The sequence below is a fragment of the Streptomyces sp. NPDC005408 genome (genome assembly GCF_040606445.1).
GTDB lineage: Bacteria > Actinomycetota > Actinomycetes > Streptomycetales > Streptomycetaceae > Streptomyces.
Map to the genome: position 1 here is coordinate 1 of NZ_JBEXEX010000003.1, position 20,482 is coordinate 20,482.

General features: G+C 70.2%; 23 protein-coding genes and 1 pseudogene. 9 read left to right on the top strand and 15 right to left on the bottom strand.

Going from position 1 to position 20,482, the window contains the following annotated elements; all coding sequences use genetic code 11:
* From ABZS64_RS03885 to ABZS64_RS03895, 3 genes and pseudogenes are all read right to left on the bottom strand, one after another.
* Window positions 1–355: pseudogene (locus tag ABZS64_RS03885) on the bottom strand (hypothetical protein); the annotation flags it as partial.
* A gap of 273 nt (window positions 356–628) precedes the next feature.
* Entirely contained in the window at window positions 629–820 is a 192-nt protein-coding gene (locus ABZS64_RS03890) for a DUF397 domain-containing protein (RefSeq protein WP_355822801.1), read from the bottom strand.
* On the bottom strand, window positions 817–1,347 hold the full coding sequence (locus ABZS64_RS03895; protein ID WP_355822803.1) for a DUF5753 domain-containing protein: 531 nt from the start codon (window positions 1,345–1,347) through the stop codon (window positions 817–819). Before ABZS64_RS03895 ends, ABZS64_RS03890 begins: the two co-directional genes overlap by 4 nt.
* A 95-nt stretch (window positions 1,348–1,442) precedes the next feature.
* On the opposite strand from ABZS64_RS03895, the gene ABZS64_RS03900 reads away from it, so the two are divergent.
* A complete protein-coding gene (locus ABZS64_RS03900) occupies window positions 1,443–1,649 on the top strand; it encodes a hypothetical protein (protein ID WP_355822805.1) in 207 nt (68 codons plus the stop codon).
* A gap of 83 nt (window positions 1,650–1,732) precedes the next feature.
* On the top strand, window positions 1,733–1,861 hold the full coding sequence (locus ABZS64_RS03905; RefSeq protein ID WP_355822807.1) for a hypothetical protein: 129 nt from the start codon (window positions 1,733–1,735) through the stop codon (window positions 1,859–1,861).
* A gap of 16 nt (window positions 1,862–1,877) precedes the next feature.
* On the opposite strand, the gene ABZS64_RS03910 is transcribed toward ABZS64_RS03905, so the two are convergent.
* The 4 genes from ABZS64_RS03910 to ABZS64_RS03925 all read right to left on the bottom strand — a co-directional run bounded on the left by ABZS64_RS03910 (window position 1,878) and on the right by ABZS64_RS03925 (window position 4,300).
* Complete coding sequence (locus ABZS64_RS03910) at window positions 1,878–2,588, bottom strand: hypothetical protein (protein ID WP_355822809.1); 711 nt, start codon at window positions 2,586–2,588, stop codon at window positions 1,878–1,880.
* A 69-nt stretch (window positions 2,589–2,657) separates the two neighbouring features.
* Complete coding sequence (locus ABZS64_RS03915; protein ID WP_355822811.1) at window positions 2,658–3,317, bottom strand: DUF5063 domain-containing protein; 660 nt, start codon at window positions 3,315–3,317, stop codon at window positions 2,658–2,660.
* A complete protein-coding gene (gene recR, locus ABZS64_RS03920) occupies window positions 3,310–3,909 on the bottom strand; it encodes a recombination mediator RecR (RefSeq protein WP_324982933.1) in 600 nt (199 codons plus the stop codon). Before recR ends, ABZS64_RS03915 begins: the two co-directional genes overlap by 8 nt.
* 55 nt (window positions 3,910–3,964) lie before the next feature.
* Window positions 3,965–4,300: a YbaB/EbfC family nucleoid-associated protein gene (locus ABZS64_RS03925; protein WP_326655319.1), complete on the bottom strand. Its 336-nt coding sequence runs from the start codon at window positions 4,298–4,300 to the stop codon at window positions 3,965–3,967.
* Window positions 4,301–4,589: 289 nt separating this feature from the next.
* On the opposite strand from ABZS64_RS03925, the gene ABZS64_RS03930 reads away from it, so the two are divergent.
* The gene (locus tag ABZS64_RS03930) at window positions 4,590–5,324 is read left to right on the top strand and encodes an SLATT domain-containing protein (RefSeq protein ID WP_355822813.1); all 735 of its coding nucleotides are present in this window, start codon (window positions 4,590–4,592) and stop codon (window positions 5,322–5,324) included.
* A gap of 402 nt (window positions 5,325–5,726) precedes the next feature.
* Here ABZS64_RS03930 and ABZS64_RS03935 read toward each other — a convergent pair whose 3' ends face one another.
* The 4 genes from ABZS64_RS03935 to ABZS64_RS03950 all read right to left on the bottom strand — a co-directional run bounded on the left by ABZS64_RS03935 (window position 5,727) and on the right by ABZS64_RS03950 (window position 10,684).
* Window positions 5,727–6,662 carry a class I SAM-dependent methyltransferase gene (locus tag ABZS64_RS03935; RefSeq protein ID WP_355822814.1) on the bottom strand — a complete coding sequence of 312 codons (936 nt, stop codon included), beginning with the start codon at window positions 6,660–6,662 and terminating at the stop codon, window positions 5,727–5,729.
* Window positions 6,663–6,735: 73 nt separating this feature from the next.
* Window positions 6,736–7,386: a hypothetical protein gene (locus tag ABZS64_RS03940; RefSeq protein ID WP_355822816.1), complete on the bottom strand. Its 651-nt coding sequence runs from the start codon at window positions 7,384–7,386 to the stop codon at window positions 6,736–6,738.
* Window positions 7,387–7,559: 173 nt separating this feature from the next.
* Window positions 7,560–9,998, bottom strand: a complete 2,439-nt coding sequence (locus tag ABZS64_RS03945) for a dolichyl-phosphate beta-glucosyltransferase (RefSeq protein ID WP_355822818.1) — start codon at window positions 9,996–9,998, stop codon at window positions 7,560–7,562.
* Window positions 9,995–10,684 carry a GntR family transcriptional regulator gene (locus ABZS64_RS03950; RefSeq protein ID WP_355822820.1) on the bottom strand — a complete coding sequence of 230 codons (690 nt, stop codon included), beginning with the start codon at window positions 10,682–10,684 and terminating at the stop codon, window positions 9,995–9,997. Before ABZS64_RS03950 ends, ABZS64_RS03945 begins: the two co-directional genes overlap by 4 nt.
* A 78-nt stretch (window positions 10,685–10,762) precedes the next feature.
* On the opposite strand from ABZS64_RS03950, the gene ABZS64_RS03955 reads away from it, so the two are divergent.
* Window positions 10,763–11,209 carry a hypothetical protein gene (locus tag ABZS64_RS03955; RefSeq protein ID WP_355822822.1) on the top strand — a complete coding sequence of 149 codons (447 nt, stop codon included), beginning with the start codon at window positions 10,763–10,765 and terminating at the stop codon, window positions 11,207–11,209.
* Between the two features lie 90 nt (window positions 11,210–11,299).
* Here ABZS64_RS03955 and ABZS64_RS03960 read toward each other — a convergent pair whose 3' ends face one another.
* A complete protein-coding gene (locus ABZS64_RS03960) occupies window positions 11,300–12,274 on the bottom strand; it encodes a helix-turn-helix domain-containing protein (protein ID WP_355822824.1) in 975 nt (324 codons plus the stop codon).
* Window positions 12,275–12,381: 107 nt separating this feature from the next.
* Here ABZS64_RS03960 and ABZS64_RS03965 point away from each other — a divergent pair, with 107 nt between their 5' ends.
* Complete coding sequence (locus tag ABZS64_RS03965; RefSeq protein WP_355822826.1) at window positions 12,382–13,320, top strand: NADP-dependent oxidoreductase; 939 nt, start codon at window positions 12,382–12,384, stop codon at window positions 13,318–13,320.
* A gap of 21 nt (window positions 13,321–13,341) precedes the next feature.
* On the opposite strand, the gene ABZS64_RS03970 is transcribed toward ABZS64_RS03965, so the two are convergent.
* From ABZS64_RS03970 to ABZS64_RS03980, 3 genes are all read right to left on the bottom strand, one after another.
* Window positions 13,342–13,860 (bottom strand): RICIN domain-containing protein, encoded by a 519-nt coding sequence (locus ABZS64_RS03970; RefSeq protein WP_355822828.1) that lies wholly within the window; start codon window positions 13,858–13,860, stop codon window positions 13,342–13,344.
* 21 nt (window positions 13,861–13,881) lie between these two features.
* A complete protein-coding gene (locus ABZS64_RS03975; protein ID WP_355822830.1) occupies window positions 13,882–14,313 on the bottom strand; it encodes a hypothetical protein in 432 nt (143 codons plus the stop codon).
* 200 nt (window positions 14,314–14,513) lie between these two features.
* Window positions 14,514–15,869 carry an aspartate aminotransferase family protein gene (locus ABZS64_RS03980; protein WP_355822831.1) on the bottom strand — a complete coding sequence of 452 codons (1,356 nt, stop codon included), beginning with the start codon at window positions 15,867–15,869 and terminating at the stop codon, window positions 14,514–14,516.
* Between the two features lie 177 nt (window positions 15,870–16,046).
* Here ABZS64_RS03980 and ABZS64_RS03985 point away from each other — a divergent pair, with 177 nt between their 5' ends.
* The 4 genes from ABZS64_RS03985 to ABZS64_RS04000 all read left to right on the top strand — a co-directional run bounded on the left by ABZS64_RS03985 (window position 16,047) and on the right by ABZS64_RS04000 (window position 20,471).
* Window positions 16,047–16,640, top strand: coding sequence for a DJ-1/PfpI family protein (locus ABZS64_RS03985; RefSeq protein WP_355822833.1), 594 nt, complete (start codon window positions 16,047–16,049; stop codon window positions 16,638–16,640).
* Complete coding sequence (locus tag ABZS64_RS03990) at window positions 16,637–17,101, top strand: MarR family transcriptional regulator (protein ID WP_355822835.1); 465 nt, start codon at window positions 16,637–16,639, stop codon at window positions 17,099–17,101. The genes ABZS64_RS03985 and ABZS64_RS03990 overlap by 4 nt, the downstream gene beginning before the upstream one ends.
* A 66-nt stretch (window positions 17,102–17,167) precedes the next feature.
* Complete coding sequence (locus ABZS64_RS03995) at window positions 17,168–18,814, top strand: protein kinase (RefSeq protein WP_355822837.1); 1,647 nt, start codon at window positions 17,168–17,170, stop codon at window positions 18,812–18,814.
* A 130-nt stretch (window positions 18,815–18,944) separates the two neighbouring features.
* Window positions 18,945–20,471 carry a substrate-binding domain-containing protein gene (locus ABZS64_RS04000; protein WP_355822839.1) on the top strand — a complete coding sequence of 509 codons (1,527 nt, stop codon included), beginning with the start codon at window positions 18,945–18,947 and terminating at the stop codon, window positions 20,469–20,471.
* Window positions 20,472–20,482: the final 11 nt, after the last annotated feature.

A 20,482-nucleotide genomic window follows, 5' to 3' on the forward strand; every position in this document is an offset into this window, starting at 1 on the left:
CGTCGATCCCGTGCACGCGGCGGACGAACTCCGCCCACCACACGTCCGACCTGCGGATACGGGACCAGTACGTCCTCGTCACCCAGCGCATCGAGGAGTCCTCCAGCGTCAGGTGCTCCTTGACCAGCCGCAGGTGTCCGGCGTCCGTGAGCTCCCTGAGGGCGCTGCGGCAGGCCTGTTGGCCGTAGACGGGGTGTGTGGCGGCGAGGGCCTTGTAGCCCATCGCGGAGCCCTCGGGCAGGCGGTCGATGAGCGAGGCGAGTTCCGCCGCACGGCTGGGCAGATGTGCGAAGTCCGCCTCTCCGCGCGGGTTTTCGTCATCCGTGAGGCGCTTTCCGTAGCCTGGATTGGCCATGGGGTGGGCGGGCGCGGGCAGGGCACGGCTAGGGTGTGAGCAAGCCACGATCGAGTCGCTTTCGATCCGTAGGTGAGGCCCCGACCCGGTGTTGCTAGCACCGGCCGGGGCCGTTTCATTGCCGCGAACGTAGGACGTCTTTACGTTCTGATGCAAGCTGATCACACAATGTCACCTGTGCGGGTGATGTGGCATCAACTCGCCTACGGGGGTGGGCGGGTGGGTTCAATTCAACCCACCCATTCCTTGAAAAGAGGGCTCGGGGCCCGAGGCTCAAGCTCCGGGCCGACCTGCGAGGTCGGCGATGAATGCGGCCCAGGCGGCGGCGGGGAGGGTCAGTTCAGCGCTCGCCGTGAGTTTCGAGTCCCGAACGTGGATGGTCGTGGGGCAGGCGGCGACCTCGACGCAGGCGCCACCCTCGCCGTCGCTGTAGCTGGACTTGAACCACTTCAGCTGCTCGCTCATAGCTCTTCCACCATCCGCTCGACGAACCGGGCCGACTCAGCGGGGCTGAAGGCCTCCGCGCGGATCATGCTAAGTCGCTCCGTGTACGAACTGACGACCTCTGGATCGGAGGTCAGTTGGCTCACCGCCTGTCCTTCCGAATAGGCGAGCCGTTCATGGTCGCCGGTCTCCAGAAAGACCATCGGACCCATGAGGGCAGCAGTGATGGCCCGCTCATACGGCAGTACCTGTATCGCAACGTTGTTCCGCCGACCCATCTCCAGGAGCCTGAGCAGCTGCTCCTTGTCCGCGTGCGGCACACGCAACACGGCCTCGTACAGCACAAAACTGCATGCCGCCGGCGGCTTGCGGGTCAAGAGATCCTGGCGCTCCAGTCTCGCCACAACCCGCTCCTCGACCGTCTCTTCGTCCAACGGGGGCGTGAAGTTGCCGATCAGCTTCCGCGCGTACGCATCCGTCTGTAACAGGCCAGGGATCAACGTGGGTTCGTACCACCACAGAGTGATCGCCTGCCGCTCATGCAGCATGTGGCGTCCGCGGCGAGCAAACCGCTGCCCGCCTCATCGCCGCCGCCGACGGGGACGCCGGGCCCGTCGTCTGTGAGGCGACCGGATTCCGGTGGATGTACTTTCTGCTGCCACCGGGCACCGCGCTGGAGCACGCCTGGCCGCTGGGCGTGCAGCGGTTCGGCATCGCGGGCAGTCGCACGGTCGCGTACATCGGGATCCCGGCGCTGGGTGGAAACACCTGGCCCCTGCGCTGGTACTCCGAACCGACGCCCACCGCGCCCTTCGTCGACCCGCCGGCCCTGCTCTCGGCTCTCGCTTAGATCTGCCGCCGACGAGCTTGTTTCCTGCTCGCTGACGTCGGCCTGCACACAGCCCGCCGTGGCCTGCGCGCAGGAATGCCCAGGTGATCAGCGGCGCCCTACCGGAGGACGGAGAGCTGGGCAAGCGCCGCCCGATCACCGAGGCCGAGACGAGTGACGCCATCGACTGGATCGAGCGGGTGGCGTTGGCCTTCGCAACCGTCCTCGGCTGACCCTGGCCCCCCTCGGTCACTTCCCGCGCGCGGTGACCATCAGCGACGTACGCGCCGGGACGCCCCGCTCCTCGCTCGCGTTCTCGGGGGCCGCGGTGTCGATCAGGCGGATCATCAGCGGCGTGGAACCCGCCCGGCCGCGCTCCCCGGCCCGGATGCGGAAGTGCTCGGTCCGGCGCATGTCCTTGGCCAGCGGGGTGCCGCCGCTGAACAGCGAGTGCGGCTGGACGTCGTTGGCGACCCGCAGCTCGACCGGTCGCCAGGCGCCGGTCGCCGGGTCGCGGCGCTCCAGGACGAAGCCGTTCCGGGGCGGGGTCGAACCCTCGTCGGCCACCATCATCTCCATCTGGAAGACGACGCTCAGAGCGCTGTACGCACGGGTGTTGCCGTTGGACACGGTGACCGTGAACTCCCGGGCGGCGCCACCGCGCACCAGGTCCAGGCGACCGGCCGCGGTCGAGGCGTACATGGTCAGGACGGTCGGCCTGGCCGGGCGGACGGAAGGTGCGGCAGAGGTACGGGACGGAGCCTCGGACGGGGTCTGCGACACCGACGCCGACGGCGAGACAGAGGGGGACGGAGAGACTGACGGGGACGCCTTGGGCGAGAGGGCCACGGAGGGTGTCGCCTTCGGCTCGGGAGCCGTCTGCACCGTGTCGGGGGAGCACGCGGCCATCAGCAGACCGGCCGCGACCGCCGCGAGCCCCACCCCTGTACGTCTTCTCACCGCGTACGCTCCCCAGCCCCTTTTCCGACAGTGGCCGGAAACTAGCAGAGAGCCGTCAGCGGAGTCCGCTCAGGTGACCCTGCGCAGGCCGAGCGGGCCCGCGATCTCCTCCGCCATCACCTTGCCGGCCTCCTCGGCCAGCGCGTCCTCGGTGAGGTCCTCGTCCGTGTCCAGGCCTTCCAGCTCCTGCAGCGGCTGGTCGAGACGGACATGGGCGACCAGCGACTGCAGCGCGCGCAGGGTCGCGGAGGCGGTCGGGCCCCAGTTGGAGAAGTACGAGAACTGCCACCACCACAGCGCCTCGCTGATGCGGCCCGCCCGGTAGTGGGCCAGGCCGTGGCGCAGGTCGGTGACGATGTCCGCGAGGTTGTCGGAGATCCGTGAGGCGACCGGGGCCTTCCGCGGCTCGTACGGGTCGAAGACCTCGGAGAAGACGTCCACCGGGTCGAGCAGCACGGCGAAGCGCTCGCGCAGGTCGTCCACGTCCACGTCGGGGCCCGTGTCCGGTTCGTACCGCTCGTCCGGGATGATGTCCTCGTGCGCGCCCAACCGGCCGCCCGTCAGCAGGAGTTGAGAGATCTCCAGCAGAAGGAACGGCACCGCGCTGTCGGGCTCGTCGCCCTTCGCCACTTCCGTGGTCGCGACGATGAAGGACTCGATCGAGTCGGCGATCTGGACCGCGAAGCTGTCCGGGTCCTGATTGACGGCGTGCAGATTGGCGTCAGACATCGAGAAGTCGTCTCCCCTCGAAGGCACGCCCCAGCGTGACCTCGTCGGCGTATTCCAAGTCTCCCCCCACGGGCAGACCGCTGGCCAGCCTTGTGACCTTCAGGCCCATCGGCTTGATCATGCGCGCCAGGTACGTGGCGGTGGCTTCGCCCTCCAGATTGGGGTCCGTGGCGATGATCAACTCGGTGATCGTGCCGTCCGCGAGGCGGGCCAGCAGCTCACGGATCCGCAGGTCGTCGGGGCCGACGCCCTCGATGGGGCTGATGGCCCCGCCGAGCACGTGGTAGCGGCCCCGGAATTCCCGGGTCCGCTCGATCGCGACGACGTCCTTCGGCTCCTCCACCACGCAGATGACCGACAGGTCACGGCGCGGGTCACGGCAGATGTTGCACTGCTCCTGCTGCGCGACATTGCCGCACACCGCGCAGAAGCGGACCTTGTCCTTCACCTCGAGGAGGGCGTGAGCGAGCCGGCGTACGTCGGTCGGCTCGGCCTGGAGGATGTGGAAGGCGATCCGCTGGGCGCTCTTGGGACCGACGCCGGGCAGCCTGCCCAGTTCGTCGATGAGGTCCTGAACCACGCCTTCGTACAACGGAACGCCTCTCGTGGAGTGCTGTGGTGCTTACGGTAGTTGGTCGCTCTGCGCCTTAGAAGGGCAGGCCCGGCATGCCGCCAAGACCCTGGGCGAGCGGGCCGAGCTTCTGCTGCTGGAGCTGCTGCGCGTTCTCGTTCGCGGCCTGGACGGCGGCGACGACGAGATCCGCGAGAGTCTCGGTGTCCTCGGGGTCGACGGCCTTGGGGTCGATGACGAGGGAGCGCAGCTCGCCGGAGCCGGTGACGGTGGCCTTCACCAGGCCGCCGCCCGCCTGGCCGTCGACCTCGGTCTGTGCCAGCTCTTCCTGGGCCTGCGCGAGATCCTGCTGCATTTTCTGCGCCTGCTGGAGGAGCTGCTGCATATTGGGCTGGCCACCACCGGGAATCACGGTCACTCCTGGCATTTCGACGACGATTGTTCGGTAAGCCGAGCCTACGTGCTTGCCGGGCGGCTCGCCCCACCCTGCGGTGACCAACTCTTTCGAGTGAGTGGGGCGGGACACCCCTACCTGATCAAGGACCTCTTGCGGGCGGAAATACCGGGATTTCTGGCGCACAGCCCACCATTCGGCGGTAGGAAGGGCATGCGCATCAGAATGCACGCGATGCTCGCGCGCACCGTATGTCACGCAGTGTTACCTCGTATCACCTCGTTCCACGTCGTAGAGGAGTGCACCGGTGAGCCAGCCGGAGATGCAGCCCGGGGGGCCGGCCCGGGGCGAGCGCGGCGAGGCGCCGCGCGGTGACCTGGCCGGGAGGCCGTTTCCGCTCGGCGACTGGGGAGAACCGGCAGAGCGCCTCGACGAGCTGTACAGGTGGGTCGAGGGGGGCGCGCTGCGTACGGCGCAGTGGTACCTGGCCGACCGCGTCTGGAAACGGCGGGCGGCGCGGGTGCTGCGCGTCGGCACGGCCCTGGGCGTGATCGCCGGGGCGGCGCTCCCCCTCCTCGACGTGACGGGCGTACGGGACGGGGCGGCGGGATGGGGGTACATCTCGCTGCTGCTGGGCGCTGCGTGTCTGGCCTGCGACCGGTACTTCGGGCTGACGTCGGGCTGGATAAGGAACGTCGCGACGGCGCAGGCGGTGCAGCGGAGGCTGCAGGGGCTGCAGTTCGACTGGGCCTCGGAGTGCGTACGGGAGGTGCTGGGCCCGACGGAGGGCACGGCGAGCGAGGCCGCGGAGAGGTGCCTGGGGGTGCTGCGGAGGTTCACGGAGGACGTCTCGGAGCTGGTGCGGTCGGAGACGGCGGACTGGATGGTGGAATTCGGCTCGAGCCCGGCGCCGCTGGTGATCCAGTCGCCGGGTGCGGGGTCCGGCCGGGGGCCGGAGGTGCACGGGTCGGGACGGGTGCCGTTGCCGCCGGGGGCACGGCCGAACATGCCGCGGCAGCGACCGCCGGAGGCGCCGCGCTGAGTTGTCCCCCACCCCGCCCCTTCCCTAAACCGGGGGTACCCCCCGGGCCCCCTGCGGGGAAGAGGTCCGGGGCGGGGCCCCGGCCCCCGGGAAGCGGCAGCTTCGCGCCGCCGAGCAACCCCGGCCGAGGGCCAGGCAGCTTCGCGCGGCCAGGCAATCCCCGCCGAGGTCCAGGCAGCTTCGCGCCGACTCGCTGCCCGCCGCCGAGGTCCAGGCAGCTTCGCGGCGGACGGGCCGACGCCGACCGCCGACCGGCAACCGGCAACCCCGGCCGAGGACCAGGCAGCTTCGCGCCGCCGCGCAACCCCGGCCATGGACCCGGCAGCTTCGCGGCGGACGGGTCGACATGCAGCCCGTCCGGCGATTGAGGAGCGGGGTCTGGGGCGGAGCCGCAGGGCAGGGTCAGCGGCGTGGCCTCAGCGCTCTCGTCAGGATCGGGGGCAGCAGGTCCTTCGCCAGGCGGCGGGTGCGGGACGGGCGGCGGTTCCGGGCAGGGGCAGCGGGGGACGCGGGCGCGGGCCGTACGGGCTCGCGCACCGGCTCCGGCTTGTGGCGGGACTTCGGGTGCGCCGGCGCCTCCGCCTTGTTGCCCTTGATGCGGATCAGCGGCAGGCCCGCCACCTCCTCCACCCCGTGCCACAGGTCCTTACGCGACTCGAGCCACGTCAGCAGCGCCTCCCGCGTCGGCGCCGGGTCGCCCCACGTGCCGTACAGCTTCGTGCCCGTGATCACGATCGGCTTCAGGGCCGACGTCGCCACCGCGCCCCACACCGCCGCCGAGACCCCGGGGCAGTGTTCCGCGCGGAAGTCGTCGAAGGACACGATGCCCTCCGGCTGCAGCAGGTCCTTCGCCGCCTCGATGTCGCCGTGCACGTGCTCGTACAGGTGCGAGGCGTCGACATGCACGAAGCGGCAGCTCCCGGCGCTCACCCGGGAGGTGATCACGGAGGTCGGGGCCTGCACCATCGTGGGCAGTTCGTCGTGGAACGACAGATAGTTCGCCTCGAACCCCCGCCTCGTCAGGGTCGAGTACGACCGGTCCATCTCCGCGCTGTTGGAGTCGTCCGGCGCCGGCGAGTCCCACAGGTCGCAGACCGTGAACGCCTCCCCTTCCCGCAGATAGTCGGCCGTGAAGATCGCACTCTTGCCCAGGTACGCGCCGAGCTCGAGCAGATCCCCCCGCCCGTCCGGATCCGTGTCCCGCTGATAGGACAGGAACCAGTCGAAGAGCAGCTGGTCCACGGGCCAGAACCAGCCCTTGACGTCCGCGAAGCGCGTCGGCCGGGGGAGCGCTTCTTCTGCGATCTCCCCCGGCGCCGGGGTACTCGTCTGTGACATGCACCGGTCCTACCGGGCCGAGATGTCCCGCAGCTTAAGACCGCGCATTCAACGGATGTGCGCAGGATGTGCGTCAGCTGAAAATGATCATTGAGCCCTGGCCGAGGCTGCGGGTCGCCGCCGCATGAAGCCCCAGCCATACATGCCGCTCCCGCGCGAACGGGCTCTCGTCGTACGGAATCGGCCCCGCCGGCTCCTCCAGAGACGTCGGCCGGTCCGGCGGCTGCGGCGCCTCCGGCGGGTTCGCCGGGTCGATACCGATCGACTGCGCGACGAACTCCAGCTCCCGCAGCAGACCCTGTGTGGAGCCCAACGGCCCGCCCCCGGCCAGCAGTTCGTCGTTGAACAGCGGCGATGCGAAGTCGACGGGGACGTACGCACCCGCGTGGTCGTAGTGCCACACCAGATGTGACTGCTGCGCCGTCGCCTCGAACATCTCCAGCAACTGCTCGTAGTCACCGCCCAGTTCGTCCACCGGCGTCACCGCGAGCCCGCACAGCTGCAGCAGATACGCGCGCCGCAGGAAGTGCAGTGCGTCGTAGTCGAAGCCCGCGACCGGGGCCACGTCGCCGGACAGGCCCGGCATGTACGCGAAGACGGGGACGGTCGGCAGACCGGCGTCGGTCAGTGCCTTGTCGTAGGCGGCGATCTCTTCGGCGAAGGGATTGTCGGGGCTGTGGCACAGCACGTCGACAAGGGGGACCAGCCACAGGTCACAGGCCAAGGGAAGGCTCGCTCTCCAGGGGATCGGGCACAGGGTCGGGCAGCGGGTCGGGCATTGGGTCGGGCAGCGGTTGGGACACAGGATCGGTCACGAGGTCGGTCGCGGTCGCGGGTCGGGCACGGTCGGGGGGAGGACAGCGTAGTGCCACGGATACGTTCGGCGAAGGGTGCCGGTCAACTGTCTGTCCGAACGGAAGCCTTCGGGTTCCGCACATCCCATACCCACACGCCGCCCACACGCTTCCCCGGTCGCCCGAGCAGTTTCTCCACCGTCGCATACAGGGCCACGTCGTTGTACTGCGGCTCCAGCACCACCACGCCCGCCTTCCACGCCGCCAGGTCGTAGCGCGCCTGTGCCTGCCAGTTCGGGCCGATCTCGGGCACGCGCCCGCTGGTGCGCACATCGTTGAAGAGGTTCGACGTGTGCCGGGGCGTCGCGCCGTAGATGCCGATGTGGTCCGGCCCCCACGGCCCGTTGAAGTAGCCGCCCGCGATCCGGAAGCCGAGGCCGGTCGCCGACTGCCAGTGCAGGGCCTCCGCGCTGCCGGGGTTGGGCAGCGGCACCGTGACCACCGACTCGCCCTCGGAGAGGTACGAGCGGTACATGCCCTGTGTGATGAACTCCGGGACCTGCGACCGCTCCCGCACCGGATACGGCGTCGGCAGCACCGGCAGCAGCGCCGCCGCGACCGCAGCCAGGCCCACCACCTGGTTCACCCGTTCCCTGGACGCCACCAGCCGGTCGGCTGCGAGCGCGATCAGGACGCCGAGCACCGGCGCGCAGATCAGCGCCACCCGCGACTCGATGACCGACTCGAAGAGCGGCTGATGGGCCAGCGCACGCCACGGACCGGTCAGCACGATGTCCGTGTACGGGATGCGGAACTCCGGGCCGAGCGAGAGGAACGCCGCCACAAGCCCCGTAAAGGCAAGCGCCTTGACCAGCGCGAGCCGCCACAGCCGCACCACGATCGCCGCCGCGAGGGCGATCAGCGGCCAGCCGTAGAAGGCGTTCTGCTCGGTGCGGTTCATCGCGAGCGGGTCGGCGCCCTCGTCGGAGCCCGCGAGCGAACGGCCCGCGAACTCCAGGAAGGCGAGCGGGCTGTTGCCCGCGTTGTCGCCGTGCAGCACGCTCTTGTAGCTCTGCGGGCCGAGGAACTGCCAGCCCAGCGGGAAGGCGATCAGCGGCAGACAGACGGCGGCCGCGACGGCCGCCCCGCGCAGCAGCGGCCGCCAGGCCGCCCGTGCGACATCACGGCGCGCGAGTGCGTACGAGAGCGCGAAGAGCAGCATGCCCATCGACGCGAGCAGCAGCGGCTCCTCGCCGAGGAAGATCTGATACGTCGCGAACAGGCCGAGCAGCACCCCGTCGCGTACGACATTGCGCCCCTCGCACAGCCGCAGTGCCCGGTCGATGATCACCGGAATCATGAACAGCACAAGGAAGTTGGGGTGCGCGTTGCCGTGCGAGATCATCGGTGGCGCGAAGGCGGCGAAGGCCGCGCCGAGCGCGGCCGCCCAGCGATGGGTCACCAGCCGCCGGGCGATCAGCCAGTACCAGGCGCTCGCGGTGGCCGCGAGCCCGAGCGTGAGCACCAGCGCCCAGGTGACGGTCGGGCCGAACAGCAGCGTGACGGGCGCGAGGGGGACGGAGAGCCCGAGCATGACGGTGTTCGCCATCAGGTTCACGCCGTCCGGGAACCCCTGGAGCGTCGTGAAGAGGGGATTTCGCAGCTGCGCGACGTTGTCGGCGGTGACCGCGAAGAACCACTCCCACTGGTTCTGGTCCTGGCCCGAGTCGGCGAGGTAGCCCCGGTCGAGGTCGGTCCACAGATTCTTGTAGAGCAGTACGGATGCGAGGACGAAGAGCCCGACGACGGCCAGGTCCACTCGGCGTACGGCCCGGGCCCGCAGCCGGACCAGCTCCAGCAGCACCTTGCCGTAGTCCAGCGGTCTGACCTTGGAGCCCGCCTGGTGCGACCAGCGCACCGGGACCTCCGTCACGGGCCAGCCCTCGCGCCGGAAGAAGAGCAGTATCTCGACGTCGATGCCCCACCCGTCGAGCCGCGAGTCGGCGAAGGCAGCGCGCGCCTTGTCCCCGTGGAAGAGCTTGAAGCCGCACTGGGTGTCATGAATGCCGGGCACGGCGACGGCGCGTATGAGGCGGTTGCCCATCCGGCCGAGCCATTCGCGCATCCGCCGCTGGTGCACCTCGATGTGCGAGTCGGGGTGCGCGCGCGAGCCGATCGCCGCCGCGCTGTCCTCGGCCGCGAGCTGCTTGTCGAGGCGGTCCAACTCCTCGATGGGCGTCGCGAGGTCGGCGTCCGTGATCAGGACGCGCCGGCCGTACGAGGCGAGCACTCCCTGGCGCAGGGCGCTGCCCTTGCCGCGGTTGCCGTCACCGCTGATGAGCTGGATGCGCGGCTCCTCGGCCGCGGCCTCCTTGGCGATCCTGGCGGTGGCGTCGGTGGAGCCGTCGTCGACGACGATCAGTTCCCACTCGCCCCAGCGGCCGGGCTCCGCGCGCAGATGGGCGCAGATCGCGTCAAGAGTGGGGCGCAGTCTCCCCTCCTCGTTGTACGCCGGGACGACGACGCTCAGGTCCACGCTCACTGTTCCAGCCGATCCGCCCAGGCGAGCGCATGCTCGTTGTACGCGCCGATGACCGCGCGCACACCATCGGCGTCGCCGACCGTGACGGCGTCCACCAGCTCTTCGTGTCCGCTCCACAGCCATTGCCGCAGCTCCTCGTCGCCGCCCAGACCGCGCAGATGCGGCACGGCGAACACCCAGGTCTGGACGCGCAGCCGGTGCAGGAAGTCGCAAATGTAGCGGTTGGCCACGAGTGCGCCGAGCTCGCGCCAGAAGCGCAGGTCGTAGCCGATGAGAATGTCGAGGTCCCCGGCGCGGGCCGCGCGGGCGGCCTCCTCGGCCCGGCGGCGTACGGACACCAGCGCCTTGCCGTGCACCCCGGTGATGCCGCGCTTCTGTGCATGGTGCAGGACACCGTCCACGACCAGGGCACGCGCCTCGACCATGCCGCGGTAGTCGTCGACCGAGAACTCGTGGACCTTGAAGCCCCGGTGCTGGTCGGAGTCGAGCAGCCCCTGGGCCGAGAGGTCGACGAGGGCTTCCCGGACGGGCGTCGCGGAAACGCCGTACTGCTCGGCGATCTGCTTGACGGTGAATTCCTGTCCGGGCTGCAGACGCCCGGCCAGGACTTCATCACGCAGCGCGTCCGCGATCTGTTGCCGCAGGGTGTTGCGGGTGACAGCGGTACTGCTGCCGTTGCCCTGCATCGTGGCCTTCTCCTTCGCCGGGGTCCCGGACACGATAGGCCAGACGTCACGAACCGGGTGCGGACAGGGGATTCTGACATGACAGACGTCTTCGAGGCTGCGACTGGTGACGGGCCTGTGGCCGACGTCTCGCCAAGGGCCGCGGAGCTACGGGCCGCGGAAGTGCGGGCCGCCCTGGACGGCCTGCTCCAGATCCGTCGTGTCACGAACACCGCGCCCGCGGCGTGGGAGCTCAAGCAGATGGTGCGCGCGGTCGCGCTCGTCCTGGAGGCCGCGGGCCAGCCGCCCTCCGCCGTGGACGCGTCGGGCGCACGGACGGCGACGGGTTATCGCGTACGCGCAGCGGACAGCGCGGGGATGGTGTGCGTGGACTGGCTTGGGCCGCCGGGGGGTGGGGCGGCGCGGGAGGAGGAGTCTCGGCTGGCGGAGTGCGCGTCGGCGCTGGCCGCGCTGGGGTGGGAGGCGCTGATGTACCGGGGGCCGCGGAAGCGGCGGTTCTTGGAGGTTGAGCGGGCGCGGGCCTGACCGCCTGCGGCGGGGCTGTTCCCCTACCCGCCCCTTCCCGCAACCGGGGCTCGGCCCCGGACTCCGTATGCGACCTTCGGTCGCGTGTCCTCAAACGCCGGACGGGCTGAATCCCGCGCGGAACGTCTGGCGGTACGCCATCGGCGACACCCCCACCGCCGCCCCCATGTGCTGCCGCAGGCTCGCCGCCGTGCCGAAGCCCGCCTCGCCCGCCACCCGGTCCACCGGCCAGTCCGTCGTCTCAAGGAGGCGCCGCGCATGCTCGACGCGCTGTTGCGTCAACCACTGCCCGGGCGTCATCCCCACCTCGTCCCGGAACCGCCGGGAGAAGGTCCGCACGCTCATCCGCGCGTGCGCCGCCAACTCCGCGAGCGTGAGAGGCCGTCCGAGCCGGGCGAGCGCCCAAGAGCGGGTCGCGGACGTGGTCGCCTCGGTGGGCTCGGGGACGGGGCGTTCGATGTACTGCGCCTGGCCGCCGTCACGCCACGGCGGTACGACGCACAGCCGCGCCACCCGGTTGGCGACCTCGCTGCCGTGGTCGCGGCGTACGAGATGCAGGCACAGGTCGACCCCCGCGGCGACGCCCGCCGCCGTGAGCACATCGCCGTCGTCGACGAACAGCACGCACGGATCGACCTTGACCTCGGGGAACATCCGCTGGAACGCCTCGGCCTCGTTCCAGTGCGTCGTCGCCGGGCGGCCGTCCAGCAGACCCGCGGAGGCGAGGACGTACGAGGCGGTGCAGATCGACACGATGCGGGTGCCGGGCCGCAGCCGGGCGAAGGCTTCGGCTAGCGGCTCGGGCAGCCAGTTGCGCTCCTCGTCGGGGCCGCAGGCGAAGGGCGGGACGACCAGGGTGTCCGCGGTCGCGAGGACATCGACGGCGTGCGCGACGGTGACGGAGAAGTCGGCGCTGGTGCGGACGGGACCGCCGTCGAGGCTGCACGTGATCACCTCGTAGAGCCGTTCGCCGCCGGCTCCTTCCGCGGTGTCGAAGATCCGGACGGGGATGCTCATTTCGAAGGGATAGACGCCTTCGAGGGCAAGTACGACGACACGATGCATGGCCAGATCCTTGCACACTGTGGCCATCTGGCCACTCGAAGAGGCAGACCGGCTCCCGCAGGGTTGTCCGTACACAGCAGGAGACACCCACAGAAGGAAGTGCGACCATGCGCGCCATCGGCCAGGACACCCTCGGCGGACCCGAAGTACTGAAGATCGTCGAGATCGACCGCCCCGTCCCCGGGCCCTCGGAGGTCCTGGTCCGCGTCCACGCGGCCGGCGTCAACCCGACCGACTGGTGGCACCGCACGACCGGCGGCCTGCTGAACGAGGGACGGCCCGTCCCGCTCGGCTGGGACGTGTCCGGCGTGGTCGAGGAGGTCGGCCTGGGTGTGACGATGTACCGGCCCGGCGACGAGGTGTTCGGCATGCCGCGGCTGCCCGAACCGGCAGGCGCGTACGCCGAGTTCATGACCTCCCCGGCCCGCCATCTCGCCCGCAAGCCCGCCGGGATCTCCCATGTGGAGGCCGCGGCCCTGCCGATCGCCGCGCTCACCGCCTGGCAGTCGCTGGTGGACACCGCGGACGTACGCCCAGGTCAGCGGGTTCTCGTCCACGCGGCGGCGGGCGGCGTCGGCCATCTCGCCGTACAGATCGCCAAGGCCCGCGGCGCGTATGTCATCGGTACGGCGAGCGGGCGCAAGCACGACTTCGTACGCCGCATCGGCGCCGACGAGGTTATCGACTACACGACGGCCGACTTCGTCACCGCCGCCCGCGACATCGACGTCGTACTCGACACGATCGGTGGCGACTACGGTCCGCGCTCGCTGAAGACCCTGCGCCCCGGCGGCATCGTCGTCTCGATCGCCTCACCCGCGGAGGCGCCGCTGGCTGCCGTGGCCGAACAGCAGGGCCTCCGTGCCGGGTTCACCATCGTGGAACCCGACAACGGAGGCCTTAAGGAGATCGCCGCGCTGATCGAGGCGGGCACGCTGCGCGTCGAGATCGACACGGTGCTGCCCCTGGAACAGGCGGCGAAGGCGCACGAGCTCGGCGAGGCCGGCCGTACGACCGGGAAGATCGTCCTCACGGTCGCCGGCTGACCCCGCCGAACGGCATCCGGGTCAGATCGGGTTGATGGACCACCAGACCTTTGCGATGTCGCTGTTGGGCTCCAGGACGACGACTTCATTCAGCACGTTGCCGTAGTACGGCGCCATCACCTGATTCGCGGAACGAGAGGTGATCTTGTACTGGCCGTCGAACCTCTGGTTCAACAACCACTGGAACTCGTAGGTGTTGTTGCACGTGCCCTGGGTCACGTACGTCTTGGCTCCGTACGCGCCCCCCGGCTTGAGGCACTTGCCGGTCTTGGTGTTGCGGATGAGGTAGTAGCCCCCGGCGTTCTCGAAGGTCCACTGATCGCCGCCGTAGGTGTAGGCGGGGTTCCAGGCGTACATGTAGATGCCGTCGTTGTGGTTGTTGCCGTAGCCCGCGGGCAGCAGGCTGCCGCCGGTGGCGTTGTTGAGAATCCGGTACGCGGGGTCGGCCGCGCTCGCCGTGGTGGCGGTGGCGGTCGCCCCGCCCAGCAGTGCCGCGAGCAGGCCGAGGACGAGGACCAGCCGGTTGAGGACGCGTCGCATGTCAGACCTCTTTCTGGTGGTTCAGATCCGCTTGAGGTGCAGGAGCTTGCCGTGGCTCGTGCCGAGCCAGATCTTCTGGTGCGCCTCGGTGCCCGCGAGGGACAGGTAGTCGTACTTGGCGAGGCTGTCCTGGCCGGGGTTGACCGTGACGGTGGCCCGCTCCACGCACCAGTCGGGCTCGCTGCCGGTCGGCTCGATCCGCAGATACACCGGGAACAGATGCAGATCGCTGGTGTCGAGCTGCGGGCGGCGCGGGTCGTTGGTCTTCTCGTTGAGTACGTTGCCGTCCTGGCCGAGGACGAAGGTCTGGGTCGCGCCCTTCTGGAAGTCGTCGGCGGAGGTGTCGAGCGCGAACTCTCGCCCGCCCAGGCCGAGATAGACGTACGAGTCGGTCCCGCCCTCCTCGTCCTCAGCTGTGTAGACGTACGCTTCGACCTTGGTGATGGCTGCCATGTGCGGACCTCTCTGAGCGCAGATGCGAGCGGATGTGCACGTCACGGAACGTATCCGAGCGGTAACGTTTCGCTGTTTTTCGGGGCCGTGCTTTCACGCGATCAGGTGTCATGCACCCTTCGAAACGGCTTCGGCGAGAGCTCGCCACGCACGAAGGCGCCGCACCGGATTCCGGTGCGGCGCCTTCGGCGGACCGTGGCTCAGACGGTGTGCTCGTCCGCCACCGCGAGCGCGGAGTCCAGAGCCGCCAGGCCCTCCTTCGCCTCCGCCTCGCTCACATTGCACGGCGGCACCGCGTGCGTACGGTTCATGTTCACGAACGGCCACAGGCCATGCGCCTTGCAGGCCGCCGCGAAGGCGGCCATCGGGGCGTTCGCGGCACCGGTCGCGTTGTACGGCACCAGCGGCTCGCGCGTCTCCTTGTTGCGTACGAGATCGAGTGCCCAGAAGACACCCGTACCGCGCACCTCGCCGACGCTCGGGTGCCGCTCGGCGAGGTCGCGCAGACCCGGGCCGAGGACGGTCTCGCCGATGTGCGCGGCCTGCTCGACGACCTTCTCCTCCGCCATCACGTTGATCGTGGCGACGGCGGCGGCGCAGGCGAGCGGGTGCCCGGAGTAGGTGAGACCGCCCGGGTAGGGGCGGGTCTCGAAGGTCGCGGCGATCTCGGCGGAGATAGCGACACCGCCGAGCGGCACGTAGCCCGAGTTGACGCCCTTGGCGAAGGTCAGCAGGTCGGGTACGACGCCGAAGTGGTCGGCGGCGAACCACTCGCCGGTGCGCCCGAACCCGGCCATGACCTCGTCGAGCACGAAGACGATCCCGTACCGGTCGCAGATCTCGCGTACGCCGGCGAGATAGCCGGGCGGCGGGGTCATGATGCCCGCGGTCCCCGGGATCGTCTCCAGGATGATCGCGGCGATCGTCGCAGGGCCCTCGAAGGCGATCGTGTCCTCGAGGTGCTGGAGCGCGCGGGCGCACTCCTGCTCCTCGGTCTCGGAGTAGAACGGCGAGCGGTAGAGGAACGGCGCCCAGAAGCGCACGACACCCGATGTGCCGTTGTCGGAGGCCCAGCGGCGCGGATCCCCGGTGAGGTTGATCGCGGTCGCGGTACCGCCGTGGTACGAGCGGTAGGCACTCAGGACCTTCGGGCGGCCCGTGTGCAGACGGGCCATCCGGATGGCGTTCTCGACGGCCTCGGCGCCGCCGTTGGTGAAGAAGATCTTGTCGAGGTCGCCCGGGGTCCGCTCGGCGATGAGGCGTGCGGCCTCGGAACGAGCCTCGACGGCGAACGCGGGCGCGAAGGTGGCGAGCCTGCCGGCCTGCTCTTGGATCGCGGCGACGACCTTGGGGTGCTGGTAGCCGATGTTGGTGTAGACGAGACCGCTGGTGAAGTCGAGGTAGCGGTTCCCGTCGTAGTCCCAGAAGTACGAGCCCTCGGCAGCGGCGACGGCGAGCGGGTCGATCAGGCCCTGGGCGGACCAGGAGTGGAACACATGCGCACGGTCTGCGGCCTTCACGGCTGCGCCGGCCTGGGGGTCGGGATGAGGGGTCATGCGGGCAAGGGTAGAGACGGCCGGGTGGGGGCGGACATGGCCACGGTGTATGGCGGTGGCGATGTTCCTGGGCACTGTGTCGCCTTTGGGGCCACCTGCGGTCTGCACGCTCACTCAGGACATTGACAGCATGCTGTCCATATGACAGGCTGCTGTCATCAAGCCAAGGAGGACGCCATGAACAACCGCACCGTTCATCTCGCCGTCTACGACACCTACGCCGACTGGGAGACCGGCCACACCACCGCCCACCTCACCCAGAACGGCTTCACCGTCCGCACCGTCGGCCCCTCCACCGACCCCGTCACCACCATGGGCGGCGTCCGCATCCAGCCCGATCTCGCCCTCTCAGACCTCGACCCCCAGGACAGCGCCCTGCTCATCCTCACGGGCGCACACCTCTGGGACACAGGTGACGATCTCGCCCCCTTCGCCGCCAAGGCTCGCGCCTTCCTCGCTGCCGGCGTCCCCGTCGCCGCCATCTGCGGTGCCACCGCCGGGCTCGCCCGCGAAGGGCTGCTCGACGACCGCGATCACACCAGCGCCGTCTCCTTCTACCTCGACGCCACCGGCTACAAGGGCGGCGACCACTACCGCGAGGCCGACGCCGTCACCGACCGCGGCCTGATCACCGCGGGCCCCACCGAGCCCGTCGCCTTCGCCCGCGAGGTCTTCGCCGAGCTCGGTGTGTACGAGGGCGAGAAGCTCGACGCCTGGTACCGGCTGTTCCACGACTCCGACGCCTCCGCCTTCGCGGTCCTCAACTCATGAGCCGCGAGGAACAGGACCTGCTCAGCCGCACAGCCCTCGGCGTCTTCCGGCTGAACGGCCAATTCCTCGCCGTCTCCGAGGAGTTGGCGAAACCCGCCGGGCTGACCGCGGCCTGGTGGCAGGTCATCGGAGCCGTACTGCACCAGCCGCTGCCCGTCGCCGGGATCGCCCGCGACATGGGCATCACGCGCCAGAGCGTGCAGCGGATCGCCGACCTGCTCGTCGAGCGGGGCCTCGCGGCGTACGAACCCAACCCCGCCCACCGCCGCGCCAAACTGCTGCGCCCCACCGACGAGGGCCGTGCCGCGATCGCGCGCATCAACCCCGGACATGCGGAGCTGGCCGCCCGCCTCGCCGAGGCGCTGGGCCCCGAGCAGTTCGCCGAAACGGCACGGATCCTGGAGCAGCTCTCCAAGGCCCTCGACAGTCTCGGGCCGGTCACGTCGGATCCTGGCCTGTAGGGGGTGCCCCGCGCGCACTATCCTCGGTCCGTCGAACGAAGCGGTACGGGGGAAGGGCGCGCGGCGATGGAGCCTCTGGCACCAGGAGATCCACGGCACATCGGCGAGTACCGTCTGCTGGCCCGGCTCGGCGCGGGTGGCATGGGCCAGGTCTACCTCGCCCGCAACGACCGCGGCCGCACCGTCGCCGTCAAGCTCGTACGCCAGGAACTCGCCGAGCAGGAGGAGTTCCGCAACCGCTTCCGCCAGGAAGTACGTGCCGCGCTGCGCGTCGGCGGCGAGTGGACCGCGCCCGTCCTGGACGCCGACACCGAGGCGCCCGTGCCCTGGGTCGCCACCGGCTATATCGCCGGGCCCGCCCTGCACAGCGTCGTATCCGGCGACCACGGCCCCCTCCCCGAGCGCTCCGTCCGTATCCTCGCCTCCGGTCTCGCGCACGCCCTGCGCAACATCCACGGCGCCGAGCTCATCCACCGTGACCTCAAGCCGTCCAACATCCTCATCACCATCGACGGCCCCCGTGTCATCGACTTCGGCATAGCCCGCGCCCTGGAGACGGTCACCGACGGCGGTCTGACCCGCACCGGCGCGCTCGTCGGCTCGCCCGGCTTCATGGCTCCCGAGCAGGTACGCGGCGACCGCGTCACCGCCGCCTGTGACATCTTCTGCCTCGGCTCGGTCCTCGCGTTCGCGGCGACGGGCCGGCTCCCGTTCGGCTCGGCGGACAGCGGGGTGCACGCGCTGATGTTCCGCATCGCGCAGGAGGAACCGGACCTGGAGGCCCTCCCGGAGGGCCTGCTCGATCTCGTACGGGACTGCCTGCACAAGGACCCCGGGGCGCGCCCCGCACTCGAGGAGATCCTGGAGCGCACCACCTCCGACGCGACCGCCGAGCCCTGGCTGCCGGGCGCGCTGATCGCCCAACTCGGCCGCCACGCCGTGCAGTTGCTTGAGGTGGAACAGCCGCAGGCTCCGGCCCCTCAGCAGCCGCCGACGATGACCTCGGCCCCGAAACCACCCGGCCCGACGCCGCTGCCCACACCGCCCCCTCCGCTGCCGGCGTACGGCTACCCGCACGTCTCGGCCCAGGTCCAGCACGGCCCGCCGATGCCGTACCAGCCGGCGCACTACTACCAGCCCATGCCCGCATCCGCTCCCCCGTCCCGCAAGAAGGGCGGCACGGTCATGCTGATCGCGGTCGCCCTGCTGGTCGCGGTCGGGGCGGGCGGCTCGGTGTACGCCTTCATGGGCGACGACGGCAAGAAGTCGTCGGCCGACGGCAAGCCGGGCCCGAAGACCTCGTCGCCGACGACCCCGACCACCCCGGGCTCCACCACCCCCTCCACCACGCCCCCGACGACCCCCGGTACCCAGCAGGGCGGCGTCCCGGCGGAGTACGTCGGCACCTGGCGGGCGACGTTCGACACGGCCGACGGCAGCAACACGCGCACGATGACGATCACCCAGGGCACGACGGGCACCCAGGTGATGACCCTCTCGGGTATCGGCCCGAACTACGACTGCGCCTGGTCCGCCACGCTCCGCGCCTCGGGCCCACCCCTCGAACTCGGCCCGACCCAGGTCACCTCGGGCGACCCGAAGCAGTGCTCACCGGGCCAGTGGAGCCGCCTGGACATGCCGAACGACACCACGATCGTCCGCGAGTTGGTGGGTTCGGGCGGCGCGCCGCTCACGTACACGAAGGCGGGCTGACCACTCACCCGAGGCACGTCGCCTCCTGAACGACCGGCGAACATCCGGCGTCCGTACCCCCAAGCCACGCTCCCTCCCTCCGCACCCCTCTTACGGTGGCCCCCCGCGAAGAGTGCGAGGAGAAGACCCCGTGGAGTGGCTCAGCGCCGAGAACATCGTGGCCGTGCTCACCGCCGTGCTCGGCATCCTGGCCTCCGTGGCCGTGCTCTGGTACGAGCGCCGGGTGCCGCGGCGCAAGCGCATCGGGTACCGCGTACAGCTGGACACCCCGATCGGCAGCGACGTACGCGCCGGGCGGCCCAACTTCCGGCTCGGGCTGTTCAACGAGGCCCCGGAGATGTCCGACGCCACGCTCGTCCTGCTGCGCATCGAGAACGACGGCTCGCAGGGCATCGCGGACAACGACTACACGGGACGTGAAGTCCACGGCCTGACGGCCGAGTTCATCGACCGGACCGTGCGGGCCATCGCCGTCACCCAGCCGCCCGGCGCCGAGCATCTGATGGACCACTTCACCCCGGCGGCGGGGATGCGGCACAGCGGCAGCACGATCCATCTGCCGCGGGTCCCGCTCAACCGTGGCCAGCACTTCAAGCTGCTCGTGCTGCTCACCGGCGGGCCCGTCGGCTGCGAGGTCAAGGTCACCGGTGGCATCCGCGACGGCGATGTGATGCCCAACCGCAGTACGACGCCCGACGACAAGCCCCCGCTGTTCAGCCGGGCGGCCCGGTGGATCACCGTGCTACTGACCGTCTGCGTGGTCACGCTCGCCACGATCATCGTCGTACGGGACGACACCCGGCCCCCGATCGGCTGCGCCAAGGGCACGCTGAGGCTGACCGGTTCGACCGCGTTCGCGCCCGTCGTGAAGGAGCTGGCGAAGAAGTACGAGAAGGACTGCGAAGGCTCCACCGTCGTCGTCGACGCGCACGACAGCACCGCCGGGATAAGAGCACTCGCGGAGGCGGGCGCCGAGTCCACGAAGGGCTCCCCCGCGCTGATCGCCCTCGCCGACGGGCCCAAGCCGGGCGGCTATCCGCAGCTGCGCGAGGACAGCGTCGCCGTCTCCGTCTTCGCGCTCGTCGTCAACGACAAGGTGCCGGTGCGGAATCTGTCGACCGGCGACATCCGCAGGCTCTACCGCGGCGAGATCACCAACTGGAAGCAGCTGGGCGGCCCGGACATGGCCGTACGGCTGGTCAGCAGGGACGCCAACTCCGGTACGCGTGAAGTGTTCCAGCGCCGGGTGCTGCTGCGGAACGAGCCCGCGAACTCCTCACGCGACTGCGAGAGCAAGGACGACGGCGAGGCGAAGGTCGTGCGCTGCGAACTCGACAGCACGGAACAGGTGCTGAACACGGTGGCGAGGCTGCCGGGAGCCATCGGCTACAGCGAACTGCGTGCCGGGTCCGGGCTCAAGGGTCTGCACCGGCTGAGCATCGACGGGGATCCACCGTCGGTGGACGACATCGGCGAGAGCGCGTACCCGTACCGGGAGATCGAGTACGCGTACACCTATGGGCAGCCGCCGGCGGACTCGCTGGCGTCCAGCTTCCTCGGCTATATGAGCCGCGGGAACGGACAGGACGTCATCCGCACGCACGGCCATCTGCCGTGCGCGACGCCCAAGGGGCTGAGGATCTGCGGCGAGGGCTGACTGCGTAGGCT